The 16,146-nt window shown below is 71.5% G+C and carries 14 protein-coding genes; 7 read left to right on the plus strand and 7 right to left on the minus strand.

The features are described 5' to 3' along the window. Positions 1 to 4: 4 nt before the first annotated feature. The 5 genes from A3CQ_RS0136930 to A3CQ_RS0136950 are packed head-to-tail and all read right to left on the minus strand — an operon-like array spanning position 5 to position 6,345. On the minus strand, positions 5 to 1,729 hold the full coding sequence (locus A3CQ_RS0136930; RefSeq protein ID WP_020515992.1) for an ABC transporter ATP-binding protein: 1,725 nt from the start codon (positions 1,727 to 1,729) through the stop codon (positions 5 to 7). After that, positions 1,726 to 3,387, minus strand: a complete 1,662-nt coding sequence (locus A3CQ_RS0136935) for an ABC transporter ATP-binding protein (RefSeq protein ID WP_020515993.1) — start codon at positions 3,385 to 3,387, stop codon at positions 1,726 to 1,728. Before A3CQ_RS0136935 ends, A3CQ_RS0136930 begins: the two co-directional genes overlap by 4 nt. Continuing rightward, a complete protein-coding gene (locus A3CQ_RS0136940; protein ID WP_020515994.1) occupies positions 3,384 to 4,208 on the minus strand; it encodes an ABC transporter ATP-binding protein in 825 nt (274 codons plus the stop codon). Before A3CQ_RS0136940 ends, A3CQ_RS0136935 begins: the two co-directional genes overlap by 4 nt. After that, a complete protein-coding gene (locus A3CQ_RS0136945) occupies positions 4,205 to 5,278 on the minus strand; it encodes a FecCD family ABC transporter permease (protein ID WP_245577503.1) in 1,074 nt (357 codons plus the stop codon). Before A3CQ_RS0136945 ends, A3CQ_RS0136940 begins: the two co-directional genes overlap by 4 nt. Continuing rightward, positions 5,275 to 6,345 carry a FecCD family ABC transporter permease gene (locus tag A3CQ_RS0136950; RefSeq protein ID WP_020515996.1) on the minus strand — a complete coding sequence of 357 codons (1,071 nt, stop codon included), beginning with the start codon at positions 6,343 to 6,345 and terminating at the stop codon, positions 5,275 to 5,277. Before A3CQ_RS0136950 ends, A3CQ_RS0136945 begins: the two co-directional genes overlap by 4 nt. A gap of 104 nt (positions 6,346 to 6,449) precedes the next feature. Between A3CQ_RS0136950 and A3CQ_RS0136955 the strand changes: the two genes are divergently transcribed. From A3CQ_RS0136955 to A3CQ_RS0136980, 6 genes are all read left to right on the plus strand, one after another. Beyond that, a complete protein-coding gene (locus A3CQ_RS0136955; RefSeq protein WP_020515997.1) occupies positions 6,450 to 7,505 on the plus strand; it encodes an iron-siderophore ABC transporter substrate-binding protein in 1,056 nt (351 codons plus the stop codon). A gap of 196 nt (positions 7,506 to 7,701) precedes the next feature. After that, positions 7,702 to 8,970: an MFS transporter gene (locus A3CQ_RS0136960; RefSeq protein WP_020515998.1), complete on the plus strand. Its 1,269-nt coding sequence runs from the start codon at positions 7,702 to 7,704 to the stop codon at positions 8,968 to 8,970. Between the two features lie 73 nt (positions 8,971 to 9,043). Then, entirely contained in the window at positions 9,044 to 10,069 is a 1,026-nt protein-coding gene (locus A3CQ_RS0136965; protein WP_020515999.1) for a Rieske 2Fe-2S domain-containing protein, read from the plus strand. Next, on the plus strand, positions 10,066 to 10,254 hold the full coding sequence (locus tag A3CQ_RS0136970) for a hypothetical protein (RefSeq protein ID WP_020516000.1): 189 nt from the start codon (positions 10,066 to 10,068) through the stop codon (positions 10,252 to 10,254). The genes A3CQ_RS0136965 and A3CQ_RS0136970 overlap by 4 nt, the downstream gene beginning before the upstream one ends. Further along, positions 10,254 to 11,189, plus strand: coding sequence for a PDR/VanB family oxidoreductase (locus tag A3CQ_RS0136975; RefSeq protein WP_051115466.1), 936 nt, complete (start codon positions 10,254 to 10,256; stop codon positions 11,187 to 11,189). Before A3CQ_RS0136970 ends, A3CQ_RS0136975 begins: the two co-directional genes overlap by 1 nt. Continuing rightward, complete coding sequence (locus tag A3CQ_RS0136980) at positions 11,186 to 11,935, plus strand: IclR family transcriptional regulator (protein ID WP_051115465.1); 750 nt, start codon at positions 11,186 to 11,188, stop codon at positions 11,933 to 11,935. Before A3CQ_RS0136975 ends, A3CQ_RS0136980 begins: the two co-directional genes overlap by 4 nt. Here the strand turns inward: A3CQ_RS0136980 and A3CQ_RS0136985 are convergent. Together A3CQ_RS0136985 and A3CQ_RS0136990 are read right to left on the minus strand one after the other, a co-directional pair. Beyond that, positions 11,930 to 13,147 (minus strand): MFS transporter, encoded by a 1,218-nt coding sequence (locus A3CQ_RS0136985; RefSeq protein ID WP_020516003.1) that lies wholly within the window; start codon positions 13,145 to 13,147, stop codon positions 11,930 to 11,932. The two genes, A3CQ_RS0136980 and A3CQ_RS0136985, sit on opposite strands and share 6 nt — an antisense overlap. A 76-nt stretch (positions 13,148 to 13,223) precedes the next feature. Further along, positions 13,224 to 14,246: a glycoside hydrolase family 11 protein gene (locus A3CQ_RS0136990; RefSeq protein WP_026206627.1), complete on the minus strand. Its 1,023-nt coding sequence runs from the start codon at positions 14,244 to 14,246 to the stop codon at positions 13,224 to 13,226. Between the two features lie 600 nt (positions 14,247 to 14,846). Here A3CQ_RS0136990 and A3CQ_RS0136995 point away from each other — a divergent pair. Further along, positions 14,847 to 16,028 carry an RCC1 domain-containing protein gene (locus A3CQ_RS0136995; protein WP_020516005.1) on the plus strand — a complete coding sequence of 394 codons (1,182 nt, stop codon included), beginning with the start codon at positions 14,847 to 14,849 and terminating at the stop codon, positions 16,026 to 16,028. Positions 16,029 to 16,146: the final 118 nt, after the last annotated feature.

Below are 16,146 nucleotides of genomic sequence, written 5' to 3' on the forward strand. Positions count from 1 at the left end.
GCGCTCAGGAATGGGCGCGCTGGTCCGACCAGGCCTGCCAGAGCACCGCGTACGGCCCGTCCTGCTTGATCAGGTCCTGGTGGGCGCCGACCTCGACGACCCGCCCGGCCTCCATCACCACGACCCGGTCGGCGGTCACCGCCTGGGTGAGCCGGTGCGCGATGATCAGCGCCGTGCGCCCCTCCAGGGCGGCCGCGGCGACCCGTTCGAGCAACCGGGCGCCCGCGCTGCCCGCCTCCGCCGTCGCCTCGTCCAGAATCGCGACGGGCGGGTCGGCCAGGATCAGCCGGGCGAACGCCAGCTGCTGGGCCTGGGCCGCGGTGAGCGCGTGCCCGCCCGAGCCGACCTCGGTGTCCAGGCCGTCCGGCAGCTGCTCGACCCAGCCCAGCGCGTCCACTTCGGCCAGTGCCGCGCGTACCTCCTCGTCGGAGGCGTCCGGCCGGGCCAGGCGCAGATCGTCGCCGAGCGGCCCGGCGAACACGTGCACCTCCTGGGTGATCAGCGCGACCTCGCCGGCCGGCACCTCGACGCGGCCCGTGGTGGGCTCGTGCACCCCGGCGATCACCTTGGCCAGGGTGGTCTTCCCGGCGCCGCTGGAGCCGACCACCGCCACCCGTTCGCCCCGTCCGATCGTCAGGTCGACGCCGGCCAGCACCGGGCGGTCCGGAACATAGGCAAAACCCAGATCGCGTACGACGACCGCATCCGGTCCCGGCCCGATCACGGCCGGCTCCCGCTCGGGCACGTCGATGTCGGCCACGCCGACCAGCCGGTTCAGTCCCGAGGCGGCCGCCTGTGCGTCGTCGGCCAGCGCCAGCGCGGTGTTGACCGGCGAGAACAGCCCGTGGAAGTAGAGCGCCGCGGCGGTCGCCGTGCCGATGCTCACCACGTCGCCGCGCACCAGGAAGAACCCCGTTGCGAGCACGGCGGCGAGCCCGGCGAACTCGGCGACGTGCAGCCGCGCGTAGAACCGGGTCTGCAGGGCCACCCCGCGCAGCAACAGGTCGACCGCCTGCTCGGACTTCGCGCCGACCCGGTCCCGGTGCTCGGGAGCGAGCCGGAACGCGCGAATGGTCGGAGCGCCGTCGATCGTGGCGAGCAGGTGGTGCTGCTGGTCGGCGACCGCGATCCGCTGCTTCGCGTAGAGCGGCACGGCCCGCCGGGCGTACCACCGGACGGTGTAGGCCTGCACCGGCACCGCGATCAGCGCGGCGAGCAGGAAACGCCAGTCCAGCACGGCCATCCCGGCCAGGGTCAGGACGATCGTGAGCATCGCCCGGACGAACTCGGGCAGCGCGCTGCGGGCCGCCTCGGCGACCACCGTGACGTCGTTGGTCACCCGCGAGGTGAGGTCGCCCGCGCCAGCCCGCTCGACCTGCTCCAGCGGCAGGCGCAGAGCCGATGCGACGAACCGCTCGCGGAGCCCGGCCAGCATGCTCTCGCCGACCTGGGCGAGCAGCGCGAACCCGATCCCGGCCAGCACCGCCTCGCCGAGCGCGCCGGCGATCAGCCCCACCCCGGTCAGCACGAAGTCGGTCGTACCGCCCCCGGAGGTGGCCAGGTCGACGATGTGGCCGAGCAGCGGCGGGGTGACCAGACCGGCGATCGTGCCCGCGACCATCAGCAGCATCGCGCCGGCCAGGCGCCGCCGCAGCGGCCGGGCGAGCGCCTTCAGCTGGGCGCGGGTCCGCCGGCCGGTCGCGATCGGCAGCAGGGTCGTTTCGCTCATGCCAGCACGGTCTCCCGGTATTCGGCGTCCTCGGCGACCAGGCCGGCGTGGGTGCCGTCGGTGCGGACCTTGCCGTCGCGCACCACGATCACCCGGTCGGTGATCGCGAGCAGAGCGGGGCTCGTGGTGATCAGCACGGTCGTGCGGCCCGCGCGCATCGTGCGCAGCCGTCCCGCGATCCGGGCCTCGGTGACGGCGTCGACCGCGGTGGTCGGGTCGTGCACGACCAGCACCGGCGGCTCTCCGGCGAGCGCGCGGGCCAGCGCGATCCGCTGCCGCTGGCCACCGGAGAGCGAGCGCGCCCGGTCGTCGAGCATCGTGTCCAGGCCGTCGGGCAGGGTGCGGGCCACCTCGTCGGCGCCGGCCGCGATAACCGCCGCGGCGACCGTACGCGCGTCCGCCCGGCCGCCGAGGGAGACCGCGTCGCGCACGGTGCCGTCGAAGATGTCGGTGTGGTGCTCAGTGGCCAGGAGCGCCGCCCGCAACGGCTCCGGGGCCAGGACGGTCAGCGCCCGCCCGTCCAGCTCGATGCGGCCGTCGGCGGGGTCGTAGGCGCGGCCCAGCAAGCGGATCAGGTCGGCGGCGTCGGCCGGGTCGCTCGCGACGATCCCGACCAGTTCGCCGGGCGCGACGTCGAGGTCGATCCCGCCTCGGATGCCGCGGATCGTGAGCTCACCTCGTACGGGACGGGAAGGCTTTTGATCGCCGGTTTTGATTGCCTCGGGCGCGTCCAGCACGGCCTGCACGCGACGCGCGGAGGCCCGGCCCTGCGCCCAATCGGCACCCACCCAGGCGAATGTCGACATGGGATTGACGAGGAACTGGGCCAGACCGAGCGTGGAGATCAGCTGACCGACGCTCAGATCGCCGCGCACCGCGAAGAGACCGCCGACGACCGCGACCACCGCGAGGAACGCGCCGCTGAGTGACAGCACCACGCCCTGATAGGCGGCCTCGGCCCGAGCGGCCCGCACGGTCGCGGTCAGCGCGTGACGGCTGCGCTGCCGATAGCGGTCCACCGCGGCGCTCTCGGCCCGCAGCCCCTTCACCACTCGCAGACCGGCGACCAGGTCGGCCGCGATGCCCGAGGCGTGCGCGCCGTGCTCCTGCTCGACCTCGCTGCGCTCCTCGAGCGGCTCGCCGACCTTGCGGATCAGCCACAGCAGAGGCGGGGTGCCGAGCAGAACCACCAGCCCGAGCGGGATCGAGATGTTCAGCAACAGGACCGCCGCGAAAATCAGGCCGAAGCTCGCCGCGATCGCGTAGGTGACCGCGACCGCCACCGCGCCGACCCGGGAAGCGTCGCTGGTCGCTATCGACACCAGAGCGCCGGGCATCCGGTCGGTCTCGGCGCCGCCGCGCTCGTGCAGCACCCGCCGGGTGATTCGCATCCGCAACTCGTGCGCGGCCCGCTCCGAGGCGCGCTCGCCGAATCGGGCGCCCCAGCGGTAGCTGTAGCTGAGCGTCACGTAGACGGCGGCCAGCACGCCGAGCCAGAGGACCAACTGGTCCACGCCGCCGTCGACCGCCTTGTCGATGATCACGCCGATGAGGAACGGGACCGCGGCCTCGCCCGCCTGATGCCCGGTGACCATCGCGGTCGCGAGGATCAGAGTGCGGCGCTGCCCCTTCAGTGCTTCCCGGAGGACCCCGCTCACGCGGACACCCTCGACGACCCGGCCCGGCGGCGTTCCCGGCTCGCCGGAACGACCATCGGGGTGTCGGTCTCCGGGTCGTTCATCACCCGGCAGGGCATCGAGAACACCCGCTCGACCAGGTCCTCGGTCATCACCTCGGCCGGCGCGCCCTGGGCGAGCACCGCGCCGTCCTTCATCACGATCAGCTCGGTGGCGTACCGGCAGGCGTGGTTCAGGTCGTGCAGCACCGCGACGATGGTGCGGCCCTGCTCGTGCAGGTCGGCGCAGAGGTCGAGCACCTCGAACTGGTGGGACAGGTCGAGGAAGGTGGTCGGCTCGTCGAGCAGCAGGATCGGGGTCTGCTGGGCGAGCGCCATCGCCAGCCACACGCGCTGCCGCTGCCCGCCGGAGAGCTCGTCGACGAACCGGTCGGCCAGGTCGGTCACCTCGGTCTGCCGCATCGCGCCGGCCACCGCGGCCTCGTCCTCGGGCGACCATTGCCGCAGGAGTTTCTGGTGCGCGAACCGGCCGCGAGCCACCAGCTCCTCGACCACGATCCCGCCCGGCACCACCGGCGACTGCGGCAGCATGCCCAGCCGCTTGGCGACCTGCTTCGACGGGTACGAGGCGATCGCCTGCCCGTCCAGCAGAACCGCGCCCGCCCGCGGCTTGAGCACGCGCGCCAGCGACTTCAGCAGGGTGGACTTGCCGCACGCGTTCGGGCCGACGATCACCGTGAACGACCCGTCGGCGATCCGCACGTCGAGCCGGTCGACGATCACCCGCTTGTCGTAGGCCAGGGTCAGGGTCTCCGTCTGGAGCCGCGGGTCGTTCGTGCTCATGCCACTCTCCGTCGCTCGTGGACCAGCAGCCAGGTCAGGTAGATGCCGCCGAGCGCGGCGGTGACGTTGCCGACCGGGATGTCCCCGCCGGGCCACGCGTGCTGGGCGAGCCAGTCGCTGACGCTCAGCAGCGCCGCGCCCATCAGCGCGCCGGGCAGGATTCCGGCGTGCGGCGAGCGGGTGAGCCGGCCGGCCAGGGGTCCGGCGGCGAGCGCCACGAACGCGATCGGCCCGGCCGCGGCGGTGGCCGCGGCGGCGAGGCCCACCCCGGAGAGCGCGAGGACCGCCCGGCTGCGCTCGACCGGGACGCCGTGCAGTGTCGCGGTCTCGTCGCCGAGCGCCAGCATGTCCAGGTGCCGGCCGTGGTAGAGCACGATCGGCAGGAGCACGACGACCGCGACGCCGACCAGCGTCACCTCGGTCCAGCCGCGCCCGTTGGTGCTGCCGATCAGCCAGACCTGCGCGGCGACCGCCTCGTCCAGCTGGGCCCGGTAGATCAGGTACGAGTTCGCCGCCTCGAGCAGCGCGGAGACGCCGATGCCCATGAGCACCAGGCGGAACGGTTGCACACCGCGGCGGAACGCGAGCAGGTAGATGGCGACCGCGGTGGCCAGACAACCGGCGATCGCGCCGATCGCCACGCCGAACCCGCCGCCGCCGAGCAGCAGGATCACCACCAGCGCGCCGGTCGCCGCGCCCACGGTCAGGCCGACGAAATCCGGGCTGCCGAGCGGGTTGCGGGTCAGACCCTGGAAGATCGTGCCGCTGGCCCCGAACGCCGCGCCGACCAGCAGCGTGATCAGCACCCGGGGCAGCCTCAGTTCCTGGACGATGAAGTCGGTGCCGGCGTCGCCCTGCCCGATCAGGCTCTTCAGCACGTCGGCCACCGGCACCGGGAAGTCGCCCGAGGTCAGGCTGACCAGCGAGACGCCCAGGGAGACCAGCAGCAGGCCGGTGCCGGCGAGCGCCGAGCGGAACGGCATCCGCAGCGAGAGGCGGCCGGACCGGCTGCCGATGACGATCCGCCGCGCGCCGCCCACCCTGGTGAGGTGGAGACCCGGGGCGGTCACAGAACACTCAGCCGGCGTCGGCGGCACAGCGCGATGAACAGCGGTGCGCCGAGGAACGCGGTGACCACGCCGACCGGCAGCTCGGCCGGGGCGACCAGCACGCGGCCGATCACGTCCGAGACGAGCAGCAGCGTCGGGCCGAGGACCAGCGCGTACGCCAGGATCCAGCGGTGGTCCGAGCCGACGAACATCCGCGCCGCGTACGGGACGGCGAGCCCGAGGAACCAGATCGGCCCGGACGCGGCGGTGGCGGCCCCGCACAGCAGGGTGATCGCGATCATGCCGAGCGCGCGGATCCGGCCGGGCTTCGCGCCCATCGAGGTGGCCGACTCGTCGCCGAGCGCCAGCGCGTTCAGCTGCCGGCCCAGCGCCAGCGCGAGCACCACGCCGGCCACGATGAACGGGGCGAGCTGGACGATCGTCGAGGTCTCCCGGTCGGCGAGCGAGCCCACGTCCCAGTGCCGGTAGCGGTCGAACACTTCGCGCTTGGACACCAGGATCGCCCAGACGATCGCGCCGAGCACCGACGTGAACGCGACGCCGGCCAGCACCTGCCGTTCGGGGGTCGGGGCGCGGCCGGAGCCACCGAGCGCGAACACGGTGACCGAGGTCAGCCCGGCGCCGATGAAGGCGAACCAGATGTAGCCGGCGGGCGAGGCGACGCCGAGGAACGCGATCGCCAGCACCACCGCGGTGGAGGCGCCCAGGTTGACCCCGAGCAGGCCGGGCTCGGCGAGCGGGTTGCGGGTCAGCGCCTGCATGAGCGTGCCGGCCAGGCCGAGCGCGGCGCCCACGCCGATGCCGAGCACCGTCCGCGGCAGGCGCAGCTGGTGCACGATGACGGCTTCCGGTGTTCCGTCGTTGTGCCAGAGCACATGCCACACAGTGGACAGACCGATCGTGCGGCTGCCGACCGCGATGCTCAGCGCCACCGCTCCGGCGAGGAGAGCGATTCCGACGGCGAGCCCGGTCCAGCGGCGCGCGGCGCGCGAGGCCGGCTTCTGATCCGGCTCTCCGTCCGGCGGGACGCTCGCCGGCGCCGGTCGGACCCCGGTGCCTGCGGTCACGCGTTTCCATCCCTCCGAGGTCGTGTGATTAGGTGAGGCTAACCTACACTGCGGGTCGGAGGCCATCCCCTGTCGGCCTCCCCTTGAGGCAGAAAGGATCAGCCGTGCGGCTTACCCATATCCGGCGGACCGTCGGCGCGACGGCGGCGTCTGCGCTCCTGCTCGTTCTCGCGGCATGCGGCGGGAGCGGCACCGAGGAGCCGGCGGCGTCCTCGACCAGCGGTGCTCCCGCCGCCAACGCGTTCCCCGTGTCGATCGACAACAAGTACGGCACCACGACCGTCAAGGCCGAGCCCAAGCGGATCGTCGTGGTCGGACTGGTCGAGCAGGACGCGCTGCTCGCGCTCGGCGTGGTGCCGGTGGCCACCACCGAGTGGTTCGGCGAGAAGCCCGGCGCGATCTGGCCGTGGGCCGAGGCCGCGCTCGGCAGCAACCCGAGGCCGCAGGTGCTCACCAACACCGACGGCGTACAGGTGGAAAAGGTCGCGGCGCTGCGGCCCGACCTGATCATCGGCCTGTACTCCGGCCTGACGAAGCAGGAGTACGACACGCTGTCGAAGATCGCCCCGGTGCTCGCCCAGCCGAAGAACCAGGTCGACTACGGCGTTTCCTGGCAGGAGGTCACTCGGACGGTCGGCAAGGCGGTCGGGCGGTCCGAGCAGGCCGAGAAGGTCGTCGCCGACGTGCAGGCGAAGTTCGAGGCGGTCAAGGCCGCGAACCCGAAGTTCAACGGCGCGACCGGCCTCATGGCGACCACGTACGAGGGCTATTACGTCTATGGCCCGGAGGACGCGCGCGGGCGCTTCCTCACCGACCTCGGCTTCAAGCTGCCGGACGGTCTCGCCCAGATCACCGGCAAGGAGTTCGGCGCGAACCTGAGCCGCGAACGCACCGACCTGCTCGACACCGACGTGCTGATCTGGCTGGTCGACAAGTACGACACCGACAAGGCGAAGGTGGAGGCCGATCCGCTCTACTCGAAGCTCAAGGTGAAGACCGAGGGCCGCGACATCTACCTGGAGAATGAGGAACTGGTCGGCGCGGCCACCTCGTTCATCACCCCGCTGAGCCTGCCGTTCCTCCTGGAGAAGCTGACCCCACTGCTGCAGGCCGCGGTCGACGGCGACCCGGCCACGGCGGTGGGCCGCCCAGCCGCCTGATTCCGTTTGCCCCGACGGCCGGTCCGCGCCTCGCGCAGGCCGGCCGTCGGCGTGTGACTAGGTATGCCTAGGCCGCCGCCCACCATCGCTGAGCAGGAAATAGGTGAGCCCTTCCGATGTGGGCGCCTCCCCTTCGATCGAGGATTGATCCATCGATGGACGACGAAGCCCCGCGTCGCGTGAAGGGAGTTCGGTGGTGGACGTGTCGGTGCAGCGGCTTGGAGCGGACTTCCGGCGGGTGTGGTTCGCGACCGCGGTGACCTCGCTCGGGATGCAGATCACGGCGGTGGCTCTGCCGCTGCTGGCGGTGTTGACGCTGGGTGTCTCGCCGGGCCAGGTCGGCGCGATCGTGACCGTTCAGTGGCTCCCGTTCCTCCTTATCGCCCTGCCGCTCGGGGTGCTGTTCGATCGGATGCGGCGCCGGCCGCTGCTGGTCGCGGCCGAGATCGGTCGCGCGGTCGTGCTGCTCGCGCTCGTGGTTCTGACTTTGGTCGGCGCCCTCGGGTTCGAGCTGCTCGTGGCGTTGTCCCTGCTGCTCGGGTGCTGCTCGGTGCTCTACGAGGTCGGCTACCAGTCGTACCTGCCGTCGCTGGTGCCGCCGGAGCGGCTGGATGTGGCGAACAGCCGCCTGCAGTCGACCGAGTCGGTCGCGCTCATCGCCGGACCCGGGATCGGCGGTCTGCTCGTGCAGGCCGTCTCCGCCGCGGGCGCCCTGGCGGTGCAGGTCGTGACGTCGGCGGTGTCGGCGATGTCGCTGCTCCGCATCCGCGGCGTCGAGGCGGCGCCGTCCGGGCAGCACCTCCGGCTGCTGCCCGCGATCGCCGAAGGGGTGCGGTTCCTCGTGCGCGACCCGGTGCTGTTGTGGGCCGTCGGTTTCTCCGCCATCTACAACCCGTTCGAGCAGTGGATCAAGGTGTTGTTCACCATCGACGCCGTACGACGGCTCGGGCTCACGGCCGGCCAGTTCGGCCTCGTCCTGTCGATCGGCGCCGTCGGCGCGCTGCTCGGGGCCGCGGTCGCGCCGGCGGTGTCCCGGCGGCTCGGCGCCCTGCAGGCGTGCCTCTGGTGCGCGGGCGTCGACGCGATTTTCCTCGTGCTGCCCTTCGCGCAGCCGGAATGGGGCACCGTGGTGCTCATCTCGGTGCTCGGCGGCGTCTTCGCGGCGAACGGGTTCACGGCCGCGATTTCGTCGGTGATTCTGCTGACGGTGCGGCAGATCCGCGTGCCCGACGCGCTCCGCGGCCGGGTGAACGCGACGACGCGGGCGATCTCCTACGGGTCGATCACGGTGGGCGCGGCGGCGGGCGGGCTCACCGGTCAGCTGCTCGGCGTGCGGCTCGGGCTCACCGTCGGCTGCATCGGCGTCCTGGCCTCCCTGGTGTGGACGCTCGGTCTCGGCGGCGTGCTGCTGCGCCGCGGCACCCGGATCGATGTGCCGACGACCGGAGCACTCGGACCGAACTGACACGACCGGCGGTTGCTTCCGAAATCCGGAAGAGCCCGACCGGCGCCGGGGTGACTGCCGTCACGCTGAGCCGATGAGCGAATTCGTGCGGAACCAGTGGTACGTGGCGGCGTACGGCCGGGAGATCGGCCGGGAGTTGTTCAGCCGGACCGTCTGCGGCGAGTCCATCCTCTTCTGGCGCACCGAGGCCGGCGCCGTCGCCGCGATGAGCGACCGCTGCGTCCACCGGCGATTCCCGCTCTCGCAGGCCCCCAGCCACCTCGCCGGCGACACCGTGGTCTGCGGCTATCACGGCTTCACCTACGACCAGGGCGGCGCCTGCGTGGCCGTGCCGGGCCAGACCCGGATCCCGCGTACGGCCCGGCTCACCTCATACCCCGTGACCGAGCTGGACGGCTTCGTCTGGGTCTTCATCGGCGATCGGGCCAACGCCGGCTCCACCCGCGTCCCCCGAGCGCCGTGGCTCGACATGCCGGGCTGGACCGCGGTCTCCGGAATGGAACCGCTGGCCGCCCGGTACAGCCTGCTCGTCGACAACCTGCTCGACCTGTCCCACGAGACCTATCTGCACGGCGGCTACATCGGCACGCCGGAGGTCGCCGAGACACCGATCGTCACCCGGGTCGACGAGGAGGCCGGGATCGTCCACGTCTCCCGGCGGATGGCCGATGCCGCCTGCCCGCCGTTCTACGCCAAGAGCACCGGCATCACCGGCCGGATCACCCGCTGGCAGGACATCGAGTTCACGCCGCCCTGCCTCTATCTGCTGCACAGCCGGATCGCGCCGGTCGGGGTGCTGCCTGGCGCGGACGGCGCCGACCCCGACGCGTTCCACGTCGAGGTGGTCTACGCGCTCACCCCGGAGACCGAGCACTCGACGCACGACTTCTGGGCCGTCGCCCGCGATTTCGCCCTCGACGACCAGGGCGTGTCCGGCTTCCTCGAGGAGAACAACCGGACCGTCGTCCTGCAGGACGTGGCCGCGCTCAACGTCCTCGAGCGGGTCATCGCCGCCGAGCCGGACGGATACCAGGAACTGTCGATCAACATCGACACCGGCGGCCTCGCCGCTCGCCGGCTGATCGCCAAACTCCGATGACCGGCCGGAAGGTGCTGCAGGTCGACTGGGTGCCGGGCTCCGACCAGTTGCGCGGGCGCTGCCATTGCGGCGCCGAATCGGTCGCGGACGATCCGGTCGCGATGTGGAAATGGCTGCTGGACCATCCAAACCATTGGCCAGACCATCAAAACCATCCATCCTTCGTACGCCGGGAAGCCCCGTGATGCGGCTGTCGTTGGTCCGGCGCGAGGTGGTCGCCGACGGTGTCGTGGTTCTCGACCTGCGCGATCCGTCCGGGTCCGACCTGCCGTCCTGGACGCCGGGTGCGCACATCGACGTGGTGCCGGCCGCGGGCGTCGTGCGGCAGTACTCGCTCTGCGGAGACCCGGCCGACCGCACGGTCTGGCGCATCGCCGTGCTCCGCGAGCCGGACGGCCGCGGCGGCTCGCGGGCACTGCACGACAAGCTGGCCGAGGGCGACCTCGTCGAGGTTCGCGGCCCGCGCAACCACTTCCCGCTCGTGCCGGCTCCCCGCTATCTGTTCGTCGCCGGTGGCATCGGCATCACCCCGCTGCTGCCCATGATTGCCGCCGCCGCGGCGCGCGGAGCGGAATGGCGGCTCCACTACGGCGGCCGCAGCCGCGGTTCCATGGCGTTCCGATCCGCGCTCCGTTCCGCGTACGGCGGCCGGGTCTTGATTTGTCCGCAGGACGAAACCGGCCTGCTCGACCTGGATGGAATCCTCGCGGACGAGCCGGCCGACACGCCGATCTACTGCTGCGGGCCGGAACCGCTGCTGACGGCGATCGAGCAGCGCTGCCCGGGCCGCCCGCTGCATCTGGAGCGCTTCGCCCCGAGGGACCCGAACGAGCACGGCGAACCGGTTCGCACCGACTCGTTCGAGGTGGAGCTGGCCCGCACCGGCCGCACCCTGACCGTGCCACCCGGCCGGTCGATCCTGCGGACGGTCGAGGACGCGGGTGTCGAGGTGCTCTGGTCGTGCACCGAAGGAACCTGCGGCACTTGTGAGACCGCTGTGCTCGGTGGGGAGGTCGACCATCGGGACAGCCTGCTGACGCCGGGCGAACGGGCGGCGAACGACACGATGTTCATCTGCGTGTCCCGCGCGGCCGGTCCACGCCTGATCCTGGACCTATGAGTTCCAGGGGCGAGACCGGGCCGGTGCTGCGGCGCGCCACCCAAGTGTTGACGGCGTTCACCTCGGACCGGCCGGCCCTGACACTGACCCAGCTGGCCCGCCGCGCCGGTTTGCCCCTGACCACCACCCACCGCCTCGTGGGCGAGCTGGTTCACTGCGGCCTGTTGGAGCGCGACGCCGACGGCCGGTACCGGGTCGGCCTGCGGCTCTGGGAGATCGCCTCGCTGGCCCCGCGCGGCCTCGGTCTGCGCGAGCGGGCCCTGCCGTACATGGAGGACCTGTTCGCCGTGACCCGGGAGAATGTCCAGCTGGCGGTCCGCGAGGGCGTCGAATCGGTCTACGTGGAGCGGCTGGCCGGCCGGCACGCCGTTCCCGTGCTGACCAGGGTGGGCGGCCGCTTCCCCCTGCATCCCACCGGCGTCGGCCGGGTGCTGCTGGCCCATGCGCCGACCGACATTCAGGAGGCGGTGCTGGCCGGTCCCCTCACCCGGTTCACCCCGCTCACCGTCGTCGACCCGGACGCACTACGCAAGATCCTCGCTGACGTCCGGGCGCACGGTTTCGCCGTGAACGACCGCCAGGTGACCATGGACTCGCTCTCGGTCGCCGCGCCGATCCGGGCCGCCGACGGCGAGGTGGTAGCGGCCGTGTCGATCGTGGTGACGTCCGGAACGGCCCTGCCGGCCGCGCTGGCCCCGGCGGTGCGGGCCACCGCGCAGGGCATCACCCGGGCGCTGCGGTCATGAGCGTGCGGCTGAGCCGGTGGTGCGGGACGGCGATTCCGGGTGGGCGCCGACCCGCCGGGCCATCGGCCACCAGATCACTTGCTGGAGCAGGGACAGGGCCAGCGTGAAGGGAAGCAGGGTCCAGACCCCCACGCCCCCGGCGATCGCGCCGGCGAGCCAGGGGAACAGCGAGCCACCGACGACCGATCCCGCGTTCATGATGCCGATCGAGGCCGGCACCAGACGCTCGGTGGTGAGCCGCGGCGCCACGGCCATCGCGGTCGGGAAGATCGGCCCGAGGAAGAAGCCGAGCAGGACCAGACCCGCCGCGGCGGCGGCCTGGCCCGGCAGCAGCCAGGTCAGCGCGGTGACGACGGAGACGCCGACGAGGCAGGTCCGCATCAGGCCGGCCGCGGTGAGGCCGAACCGGGTGGCGATCGGACCGAGCAGGAACCGGCCGGCGGTGAGCCCGAACCAGTAACCGCTGACCGCGTACCCGGCGAGCACCTCGGCCTGTCCCCGCGTCTGGACGAGGTAGCCGAACGCCCAGTTCCCCATGCCCAGCTCGAGTCCTACGTAGACGGTGAGCAGCGCAGCGCCGAGCAGAACGCCCCGCTGCCGTGCCGCGAGACCGGCCAGGCGGCCCGGGGCCGGCGACTCCGGCTTGGCCGCGGCCGGATCCGACCCCGCACGCGGATAGACGATCAGGAAGCCGGCCGTGAGCGGGACGGCCACCGCCCCGAGCAGCAGCATGACCGTGGGCCAGGAGGCGACGGCCACGATCCCGGCCGCCATCGGAGGACCGAGCAGCGCCCCGACGCCGAAGAAGCCGTGCAGCCGGTTGAGCAGCGTGGTCGCGTTCGGCAGGGCGGACAGGTACGCGTTGAGCAGGGACTCCAGCAACCCGACCCCGTAGCCGGACGCGATCTGGAGTACGACGAGCGCCACGAATGGCGGTCGAGTGCCCGCGTACAGGGCGGCGAGCACGTACACGCAGCCGCCGGTCGCCACCGCGATCCGGGTGCCGAATCGGTGGATCAGCGCGCCGGCGGTGACTCCGGCCAGCACGAACCCGGCCGAGCCGGCGAAGAAGGTGAGGCCGAGCGTTGCCCGGGAGACGCCGTAGTCGTCCATCTGCGCGGCCAGCAACACGCCGGTGACGCCGGCGTTCACGCCGACGAGCACGAAGGCGGCGTACGCCAGGAGGACCGGCCCCCTCGACGGTCGTCGCATCACGGCCTTTTCGGGGTTGTGGCGCGGCAGCCGAAGCCGCCGCGCCGTGGGTCAGGTTGGTGGGATGTGCCGGTGGTCAGCCGGCACTGCAGGAGACTGACGGCCAGGTCCAGTTGCCGTTCGCCATGATCGTGACACCGAAGTTGTTGCCGCTTCCATTCGGTTTGGCGACCATCACGTACTGACTGGGCCAGCTGGCGCTGGTGTTCCAGGTCGAGCTGACGACCGACGGGGAGGCGAGGTTCATCGTCACGGTCCAGTTGCTGGAACCGGACACCGCCACGTTGAGGTTGTAGCGATCGCTCCACTTCTGTCCGGCGGAAAGGCTGGCCGTGCAACCGCCGCCGCCACCGCCACCGCCACCGCCGCCACCGCCACCGCCACCGCCGGAGCCTTCGCTGACCGTGATGTTGGAGCTGACGTTGCTCTGGTAGCCCTCGGTGGCCAGGATCTGGTAGTTCGGACTACCCAGCTGCAGGCCGGCTTGCCGCCACGCGTTGAAGTGGTTGCCCACCGAGATCGTGCCGCCGGTGCGGTGCTGCTGACGGACGCTCCAGTACTGGTAGAACGTCGCGGTGCCCTGGATGGAGGGCTGGTTGACCCGCTGGGTGCGGTAGAGGTCGTAGGTGCTGCCGTCGGTGGTGACCGAGCCCAGCCGGGTGGCGCCCGAGCTCGGGTTGTACGAGCCGAAGTTGTCGACGATGTAGTACTCGACGAGCGGGTTGGTCATCCAGCCGTACAGGGCCAGGTAGCAGTTGCCGCCGCAGTTGAAGGAGCCGGAGTAGTTGACCGTGTGGCTGGTCGAGCCCGGGTTCCAGCCCTTGCCGACGACGGAGTTGTTGATGCTGCTCATCTGGACGCTGTAGTTGCCGCCGGCGCCCAGGTTCATGGTGACGTTGCCGTTGTCTTTCCAGTACGAGTAGAAGTACCCGTTGTGGGTGCCGGTCGAGTTGGAAGTGATCGTGCGGTCCGCCTCGGCGTGGGCGACGCCAGCGACGCCCACCGTGGCCACGGCCATGGCCACGGTGCTGGCCAGGCCGAGGAACAACCGCGTGCGGCGGCGCCCGCGGCGCCCCGGCTGAGCTGTTGTGTGGTTCATCGATACGTCCTTTCCGGAGGACTCGGGGGACATACGGACAGCAGGACGTTGCCGGCGGGAGCCGAATGCCTGAGCGACGGCAAGGCACATCGGCGCCGCACCCGCAGGTAGCGATTCTCTGGGGTGTCAGTCGACCGGCCCGGGGAGAGCCGGATCGCGGCGGACCTCATCGATAGGGGTCTAACCATCCGTGGCGACATCATCATCCGGAGACCGCTCGCGTGTCAACAATTACCGGAAGTTCGCGGAAGTTTCTTGCCCCGCCATCGCGCAAGATCTGCCCCGATCCATGTGCGTTTGCCTGCTATTTCCGGATGGCAATCAACCACCGATCAGGTAGCCCGCCACGCCCGCCGCCCATGTCGAGATCTTTCGGTTCCGAAACTTCCGGAGCCGGGACTCGAACGTATTCGGCACTCAAATATTTACTGAAAACCTGTTATGCAGATTTCTCGGCCAAAGTCGCGCAGCGTTCGACCAAGCCTCAACATATTGCTTCTGGTCAATGCATTGGGGTCGATGCTATGAACTGATGGGTCGTCCGCGACCCGCGGCAACGGAGCCACCACCGTTCACGCATCGAATCGCTGGGGAAACGACATGAACAGATTTCCGGACGACCGCCCGCGCGCCAGACGCCGATCGATCGTCGTCGCGGCGCTGATCTCCGCCGCCGTCGCGGCACTCATCTGGGGCGTCACCGGCCCGGCCGCCGCGGCCGCCAGTCCCGCTCCGGCCGTCATCGGCACCGGCTACTCGCACACCTGCGCCGTCCGCACCGGCGGAACGCTGTGGTGCTGGGGCGGCAACGAGAGCGGCCAGCTCGGCGACGGCACCACCACGAGCCACTCCGCCCCGGCCCAGGTCGGCGCCGCCACCACCTGGGCCACGGTGGACGCCGGCACGAGCTACACCTGCGCGGTCCGCACCGACGGCACGCTCTGGTGCTGGGGCAGCAACCGCCGCGGCCAGCTCGGCGACGGCACCACCACCGACCGCGGCACCCCGGTGCAGGTCGGCACCGCCACGACGTGGGCCTCGGTCAGCGCCGGCGACAGCCACACCTGTGCCGTGCGCACCGACGGCACGCTCTGGTGCTGGGGCTTCAACCGCCTGGGCCAGCTGGGCATCGGCATCGACGTCTACTACGCCACCACACCGGTCCAGGTCGGCACGGCGACCACCTGGGCCCGGGTCACGACCGGCTTCGCGCACACCTGCGCCATCCGGACCGACAGCACCCTGTGGTGCTGGGGCGACAGCACGACCGGGCAGCTCGGCCTCGGCATCCTCAGCTACACCGCCACCCCGGCCCAGGTCGGCACCGCCACCACCTGGACCGGCGTCACGGCCGGGTACGCCTTCACCTGCGCGGTCCGCTCCGACGGAACCCTCTGGTGCTGGGGCGAGAACGGGTACGGGCAGCTGGGCGCCGCCACCACGTACCAGACCACCCCGATGCGGGTCGGCGACGGCACCACCTGGGCCTCCGTCGGCGCGAGCTTCAACACCACCTGTGCGACCCGCACCGACCACACCCTCTGGTGCTGGGGCAACAACATGGCCGGCCAGGTCGGCGACGGCACCACCGTCAACCGGTACGCCCCGACGCGGGTCGGTGACGCCGCCGGCTGGACCGGCAGCCTCGACGTCGCCTATCACGCCTGCGCCGCCGGAGCCGACGGGACACTGTGGTGCTGGGGCTACAACCCGGCCGGCCAGCTCGGCGACGGCACCACCGTGAACCGGACCGCTCCGGCGCGGGTGAATTTCCCGGCCTGACGCCGACGGTTTCTCTCGACGCTCGAAAATGGAATTCGGGCAACGGATTGAAACGTAGACAATGGCCTGGTCGGCAAACACCGTCTTGAATATGAGGGTCCGCGCTCATAGCATGTGG

Source organism: Paractinoplanes globisporus DSM 43857, from assembly GCF_000379645.1.
GTDB lineage: Bacteria > Actinomycetota > Actinomycetes > Mycobacteriales > Micromonosporaceae > Actinoplanes > Actinoplanes globisporus.